General features: G+C 59.9%; 5 protein-coding genes. 3 read left to right on the plus strand and 2 right to left on the minus strand.

The genetic code is table 11. The features are described from left to right. Nucleotides 1-2 precede the first annotated feature (2 nt). Both MOV61_RS09825 and MOV61_RS09830 read right to left on the minus strand, forming a co-directional pair. The gene (locus tag MOV61_RS09825) at nucleotides 3-1,073 is read right to left on the minus strand and encodes a hypothetical protein (protein ID WP_247136436.1); all 1,071 of its coding nucleotides are present in this window, start codon (nucleotides 1,071-1,073) and stop codon (nucleotides 3-5) included. A gap of 40 nt (nucleotides 1,074-1,113) precedes the next feature. Beyond that, nucleotides 1,114-1,677, minus strand: a complete 564-nt coding sequence (locus tag MOV61_RS09830; protein ID WP_247136437.1) for a GtrA family protein — start codon at nucleotides 1,675-1,677, stop codon at nucleotides 1,114-1,116. 220 nt (nucleotides 1,678-1,897) lie between these two features. On the opposite strand from MOV61_RS09830, the gene MOV61_RS09835 reads away from it, so the two are divergent. The 3 genes from MOV61_RS09835 to MOV61_RS09845 form a co-directional block, all read left to right on the plus strand. Beyond that, nucleotides 1,898-2,926, plus strand: a complete 1,029-nt coding sequence (locus tag MOV61_RS09835; protein WP_247136438.1) for a glycosyltransferase family 2 protein — start codon at nucleotides 1,898-1,900, stop codon at nucleotides 2,924-2,926. Then, nucleotides 2,923-4,566: a glycosyltransferase family 39 protein gene (locus tag MOV61_RS09840; RefSeq protein WP_247136439.1), complete on the plus strand. Its 1,644-nt coding sequence runs from the start codon at nucleotides 2,923-2,925 to the stop codon at nucleotides 4,564-4,566. The genes MOV61_RS09835 and MOV61_RS09840 overlap by 4 nt, the downstream gene beginning before the upstream one ends. Nucleotides 4,567-5,128: 562 nt before the next feature. Next, nucleotides 5,129-7,382, plus strand: a 2,254-nt coding sequence (locus tag MOV61_RS09845; protein WP_247136440.1) for a DUF5801 repeats-in-toxin domain-containing protein, incomplete at its 3' end; no start/stop codon positions are given.

Genomic DNA, 7,382 nt, shown 5'->3' on the forward strand with positions numbered 1-7,382 from the left:
AGTTAGGGCGACGGCTTTGGCAGGGCCTTCCAATTGGGATCCGGCCAGACAAACGGGTTGTCTCCGGGTTTCGGATGGATTTCGGCAAAATAGCTCTGGCAGCGACCGACTTCGTTCGGCTCACCGGCCAGCGTCCAGTAGCTTCGGCAGACCTTTTCGACGATGACGTGCCGGCATTCTTCCATGCTCGGCGGGTCCAGGCTTTCCTGCTTCAGAAAATCTCGAGTCACGGTCCAGGCAATCTTCTGCAGTTCCTTTGCAAGATCCCGGGGTATGGTCGGCGGTGCCGCGGCACCCTCGGGCGACTGATGATAGATCGACGCGTAGTGGACTGCGGCCACAAAATAGATGCCGATATCGGTCAAATGGACATTGTCGCGGAAAATCCGATCCAGCTTCTGCCTGGTGCTTCCGGTCAGGCCGACAACCTTATCGTCAAGTGTTCTTTTCACCAATTCCACCAGCGCCGTTCCGGCCGGCACGACAGAGAGATTGGCCGGGCGTTTTTCAGCCTGCAGCGTCAGCCTCGCTTTCTCCGCTATGCATTGCCAGACAACCGACGCGTTTGTCTCGTGTTCCAGCCAAAGCGCGGGCTTGTCCTTGTCGACATCCAGCCAGGTGTGGACATAGAGAGTTCGGCCGTTCGGATTGCCGTCGAGAAGGCGGTCGTGAAAGTGGCGCAGATAGCCGATCGCGTTTTCCCATATGATCGAGCCGATCGACCCGTGGCCTTCCGCCACGACAAGCGTGTCGTAGGGTCGTCCGGTGCGGACATGGGTCGGGTGCAGTAGCTCCTCGATGACATTCATTTCATCGCCATTGCGGTTCTTTCCGTATTTATATCCGGCCCAGCCGCTGCTTTCGGCGTCGTCGCCCCGGGTGCGAACCCTCAGGGGCGAGCCGATGACGATCTGTTCCTCCCAGGCAATCGTCTTGCCCTGGCTTTTGGCGATCAACTCCACCCAGTCGGGCAGGGGATTGTCGATCAGGCTATGGCCGGTGAAGAACACCTGTGCGGAATTTCGTGCAGCGGAGACCGGCTTGGTTTCTTGCGACAGTGCGGCGCCAGACAACAGGCATCCGAGAGATGCTATGACGAGGCGCTTGCGTCCTCTAGATCCGGTCAGGAGCATCGGCCTTCTCCTTTGATCTGGAGGTGTCGCTCTGAAAAGCTGCGAAATGTACCGGCTTGCCGGTTTCCGGTTGCCCGGTCGGGACCATCTCGCCCGCGCCCGATGCGTTGCCGAACACCCAATACTTGTTGAGAAGAAAAAGCGCGGCCGGGACGAGGGTCGCCATGAAGGGCAGGGCATAGATGCCTGGATAATCCAGCCACGTGACGATCACGAAGACGATCGACGTATTGAAGGCGAACCCCGCGACACTCGCAGCCAGAAAACGCGTCAGGCGGGCGGATGTGAGCCAACGTCCACCCGCATCGTCCCGAAAGGTCCACCCCGCTTGTCCGGTGAAAGAAATTCCGAATGCCAGGACAAAGGCGATGGCGTTGGCCGCCAAGGGCTCGACAACGAAAAGTTCGCTCAGCACGGAATAGATGGTCAGATGGGCGGCCGTCGCGAGGACCCCAACGGTTGCAAAGCGCCAGATCTGTCCGATAAGCGCCGCCGTTCCGGATCCGCGTTGAGTTCCGGCCGCTGATCTAGCTAGTTCAATCATCAGACCCTGCCCAATCAGGAGTGCGAATGATTTCGCGGACAGAGAAGTCCGCCGAAATCTTCACAAGACGACCATACACGTCGGACAGACGCGCCATCATCCTGCCCAAAAGGCGTAAGGCTGACCGTATCGGAGATACAGGCGGTTCCATCAAAAGCATAAGTGGGCAAGGGTGGAGAGGTCGGCCTAGGATTGCCGCATCGAACCCGCGAGGACCGCGATGCCGAAGCGCCCAATCGAGAGCAGGCCCGTATCGACCATCAGTCTGATCATTCCGGTCCACAACGAAGAAGCGGCCATAGCGCCATTTCTCGAAGCGGCCCAGGAAGCCCTGGATCCTTTGCGCGACGACGGTATCCTGTTCGAATTCATCTTCATCAACGATGGGAGCCGGGACCGCACCCTCGATCGTCTGACAGAGGCCCAGCACGACGAGCCGCGCATCCGGATTATCGACCTGTCGCGCAATTTCGGCAAGGAGGCGGCAATGACGGCAGGGCTCGATGCCTGCCAGAGCGATGCCGCGATCCCGATCGATGTCGACCTGCAGGATCCTCCCCACGTCATCCCCTTGCTGATTGCGAAATGGCGCGAAGGTTTCGATGTGGTGCTGGCCAAGCGGGCGGACCGTTCAAGCGACGGATTTCTCAAGCGCCACACCGCCTCGATGTTCTACCGGCTGCACAATCTGATCGCCTCGCAGGAGATACCGTCCAATGTCGGCGATTTCCGGCTGGTAGACCGCCAGGTGATCGATGCCCTCAGACAGCTTCCGGAACGACGCCGTTTCATGAAGGGCCTGTTTGCTTGGGTGGGCTTCAAGACCACGATTGTCGAATATGTCCGGGAGCCGCGCATCGCAGGGCAGTCGAAATTCTCTGGCTGGCGGCTTTGGAATTTCGCGCTGGAGGGAATCACCTCCTTTTCGAGCGTGCCGCTGGAGATCTGGACCTATGTCGGGGCATCGATCTCGCTCGCGTCCTTCGGTTACGGCCTGCTGACCATCTTCAAGACACTGTATTTTGGCGTCGAAGTCCCCGGTTATGCGTCGCTGCTGGTCAGCATGCTGTTCCTCGGCGGTATCCAGCTGATCGGTATCGGCATACTCGGCCAGTATCTCGGACGCGTTTATGCCGAGATCAAGCAGCGACCGATCTATATCGTGCGCCAGAACCCCGCCGCGCAGGCTCCGCAGGACAATCTCGTTTCGATCGGTCCGAGAGTGCGCCGTCGACGTGCCACGACATGAGCGCCAATATGGACGCCGTGCGAACCGCCTATCAAAGGGCAATCAGGCGCAAGGACGCTGCCGCCGAATTTGAGAAATCTTCACCGCGGCGCGGAAAGCCATCGGACGTATCTGGCGATACCCGGAGATGGGGCAACATCCCGATCTTTCTCCTCGCGCTGATCGCCGCCGGCATAGCGCTCCGAATTCTCAACCTGACCCTCGACGCCTCGCTCTGGGAAGACGAGGTGTTTTCCGTCGCGCTGGCCGAAAGCCCGCTGATCGACCTCCTATTCGCGGCGTTGCGCTTCGACACGCATCCGCCGCTCTATTATGTCCAGCTGCACTTATGGGCGGCGTTCGGCGACAGCGACCGCTGGTACATCCTCAACTCCACGCTTCTGAGCATTGCAGCCATCGCGGCGATCTACGAGGCTTGCAGGCGCATTTACGACCGCAGCGTCGCGCTCTGGGCAGGCGCCATCTTCGCCGTGATGCCGCTCCAGCTTTTCTTTGCGGAAAATGTCCGCATGTACCCGATGCTCGCCATATTGGAGATCGCCCTCTGGTACGTGCTGCAGACGATGGTGAGAGATCGCCATGCGTCGAGAGGGCGGCTCATCGCGGCGCTCTGCCTCGGGCTTGCCGTAACCCTCACCCACGGGCTCGGGTTCTTCGTGACCTTCTTCCTCTTCCTGCATGCGGCGATCCGGCTTAGACGGGCCGCCTCCGGCCGGGATCTGCTATTCCTGATAGGGATCTACGTGGTGGTGGCGCTGGCCGCGCTCTATCCGCTGGTGATCGGGGCAATCCGGCAGACGGAGGGTATAGCCGGTTTCGATCTGCCGGCGATCGGCATCCATCTGACGCTGACGCTTCTCGGCCTGGAGTTTCCGTGGCCGACCGTTGCGGGCTTCCTGATGCTGCCGCTGGTGACACTTCTGCCGCTTTCCGAACCCCGGGCCCGTTGGCCCGGCGGTCTCCTGGTCCTGTTGCCGCTTGCGGTGCTGCTCGCCATCTCGCTGTTCTTCAAGCCGGTCTTCATCTACCGGACGCTGGGGCTCTTCCTGCCGTTTCTGGCAATCTCGCTTGCCCTTTACGCCGATGCGGTTTTCAAGACGCATGCCATCGCACAGCGGATTGTCGTCTCGGCCGTTGTTCTGCTGATGTTGGCCGGCGGCCTGAACTACACCCTGAAATTCGAAAAGCGAGGATATCGCGAGATCATAGCCGCATGGGAGGCACAGTCTCCGACGGACGCCGTCCTCATGACGAACGGGCCTTCGGAATTCTGGGCAGTCCTGCGATACCTCAATAACGGAGAGGGAAGACGGAGCGCCCTGGAGGTTCAGCCGCCGGTCAGGGACGGCATGCTGCGGATCAAACAGAAACTGGAGGGCGTCGGCGCCGCAAGCCTGGGGCTGTTCGGGCGTTCGAATTATGCCCAGGTCGGAAACCGCAGGATCTATCCGTATTTCGCCGAGGATGTCGCGTCCGGCCTTTCTGCCTTCTGGACCCTCAATCCTCCAAAAGCCGGCTGCGCCTTGGCGAATGCGGGAATTGGTGCGGATGTCTCCGGCTACCGGGAGGATGCCGATATCTCACTCAGCGGCCACCATCTTGCTGAATGCCGCAATTTGCGGTTCGGCCCGAAAGCATAAACCGCAGCTTGCTGATCCGGTGAGGCCGGAGTCCGAGAGAGATGATACAAATTTTATTAAAATTTAATATAGTATAGTTTGCGGATTGCTCGGCTTCTTACGGAAGTTGCTTGAATGACCGAACAATCATCGTTTCCGGCAGCGAGTCCGCGGGTCTGTCAAAGCAGACCTCGCATGTCAGCCAGTAAAATCATCGCGTTATAGCTTGCTTGGCTTATCTAACACCCAACCTGATTGGGTCTGTGGCTCACCGGCCAGGCAAAATTGCGGGCCGAATCAACCCTCTTCCCGTCGGCGAATCGGTTGCCTGAGACGGCCCTAGCCCGATCAGGTCGAGCGTATGCCTGTAGCAATCATCCAAGATACCGTTTGGAAACCATGTTTTTAGCCCGGTAGGGGCAAGATGTGTGGCTTTAATACGTCTCCCGGGACCCCAGTTAACCTTCCGTCAACAATTCCTTTCCCCGCACATAACCGGCTATATCCCGAAGGTTAAGGAACTCTTGCTTTATATTTGGGGGCGGAGTTGATTGCGGCACAGTTTTTATTGGGGGTTAGAGTCATGTCCGTTGAAGATCCGCGCCTGTCGAACATCTCGGAAGAAAATCTGACTGAGAATTTCTCGTCGGATATCCAGGAGGAAATTGCATCCTCCTCGACACCTTCTCCGATCGAGCACGAGATCCAGGTGGCGCAGGCCGGCGATGGCCGCACTCCGACGACGGGCCGCGTCCCGACGGATCCGAACGCGCCGGTGGCTCCTCCTGCGGCTCCGGCCGCGGAAGTGACCCCGGATGCCAACAACATCGTTCACCTGGCGGCAAACGTTGCGATTGACGATGTCCACGTCGACGGCGCGAACCTGATCCTGGTCCAGGCGGACGGCACCGAGATTGTCATCCTCAACGGCGCCACCAAGATCCCGACGATGCTGATCGGCGAAGTCGAGGTTCCCCAGCAGGTGCTTTTCGCAGCGCTGGAAGACAGCGGCATCAACGTCGCGGCCGGCCCCGATGGATCCTATAGCGCAAGCGGCCGCCCCGACAGCTCCGGCGCTCAGTTCGAAGACTCGATCCAGGGGAACCAGAACGGCCCCATTCAGCTGGCATCCCTGCTTGGCGACACGGACTTTGGTGGCGGCGGAGGGCTTGACGCCCAGACGGGCGCAGACGATCAGCCGATTGCTATCAATATATCGACGCCATTCGCTCTGACCGAATCGGTGCTCGTTGACGGTATCTCCGGTAACGAGACCATCACCGGCGTGCTGCAGTTCGACGGCGGCGACGACTTTGGAATTGTGACTTCGGTCAATTTCAACAACGCCAACGATCTGAACGAGGGGCCGACCCCGACCCCTGGCGCCACGGAGGCGCTGTTCTCAGGCGGCCATCCGGTCACCGTCACGACATCTCCGGACGGCCTGACGGTCACCGGGACGATCACGGTTGGCGATGTTACCACCGCGGTATTCACGTTCCACGTCACGAATGCGGTCACTGGTGAGTTCACCTTCACGCAATCCCAGCCGCTTGATCATCCGGATGGCAACGAGGTCAGCACCGACGATATTCTGCGGTTGAACTTCTCGTTCACGGTTACCGACAAGGACGGCGACGCATCCACCGGTTCGTTCATGATCGATATCGCCGACGACGGTCCGTCGATCAGCGGTCCAGTGAAGCTCGCTTCGGTGAACGAGGACGATCTTTCGAATGGCAATGACGAGGGAGAACCGCACGAGAGCCTCGTCAGTTCGGCAGCTCTTGGCATTTCCTGGGGTGCCGACGCCAATGTCAAGGACGAGTCGGAAGGCGACACTTTCGGTCGCTCGATTGCCTTCAATAGCGACGGCCTGCCGCAGAACCTGACGTCGGGTGGCGTTGGAATCGTCTATGGCGAGGCGACGGTTTCGGCCAATGGTACGGTGACCATAACGGCATACAAGGGCGTCGAAGGTCCGGCGGTGTTCACCGTCACCCTCGATCCGACCTCCGAGCATGGCACGGCGACGTTCGAGCTGAAGGGGCCGCTTGACCATGCTTCCGACAGCGATGCTCTTCCGCTGACTTTCAATTATACGGCAACGGACGCCGATGGCGATTCGCAGACCGGCAGCTTCTCCGTCACGGTCGATGACGATATTCCGGTCATCGGCGAGAATTCGCTGGTGCAGCTCGACGACGATGCGCTGACCGGCGGTAATCCGGCAGGCAACGGCGATGATGCCGACTCCGTCAATGCGACGGGCGTACTCGCGCATTCTTACGGCGCCGATGGCGCCGGTTCGGTGCTGTGGATCGGCAGCGGCCTGACGCTGCCTGAAGGCTTCACCGCGACGCCGTCCGAAGACGGCAAGGTGATGACCATCTATCAGGGCGAACGCGCGGTCGTTTCGATCACCATCACCGACACGGTGACGGGCGCCTATGAGGTCACCCAGCTTGCACCGATCAACCATCCGCAGGGGACGATCCCGGGGACGGAAGACAATGTGCAGTTCACGATTTCCTACCAGGTCACCGACAAGGACGGCGATGCGGCTGCAACGCCGGGCACGCTGACCATCAATGTCGACGACGATATTCCGACGATCGGCGAGAATTCGCTGGTGCAGCTCGACGACGATGCGCTGACCGGCGGTAATCCGGCAGGCAACGGCGATGATGCCGACTCCGTCAACGCCACGGGCGTACTCGCGCATTCTTACGGCGCCGATGGCGCCGGTTCAGTGCTGTGGATCGGCAGTGGCCTGACGCTGCCTGAAGGCTTCACCGCGACGCCGTCCGAAGACGGCAAGGTGATGACCATCTATC

It is taken from the genome of Neorhizobium sp. BETTINA12A (genome assembly GCF_023006485.1).
In the GTDB taxonomy this organism is placed as follows: domain Bacteria; phylum Pseudomonadota; class Alphaproteobacteria; order Rhizobiales; family Rhizobiaceae; genus Neorhizobium.

What these genes read in the sequence shown, in the direction of transcription:
- MOV61_RS09830 (WP_247136437.1), bottom strand. Translation starts at nt 1,677, where the DNA reads ATGATTGAACTAGCTAGATCAGCGGCCGGAACTCAACGCGGATCCGGA.
- MOV61_RS09835 (WP_247136438.1), top strand. Translation starts at nt 1,898, where the DNA reads ATGCCGAAGCGCCCAATCGAGAGCAGGCCCGTATCGACCATCAGTCTG.
- MOV61_RS09840 (WP_247136439.1), top strand. Translation starts at nt 2,923, where the DNA reads ATGAGCGCCAATATGGACGCCGTGCGAACCGCCTATCAAAGGGCAATC.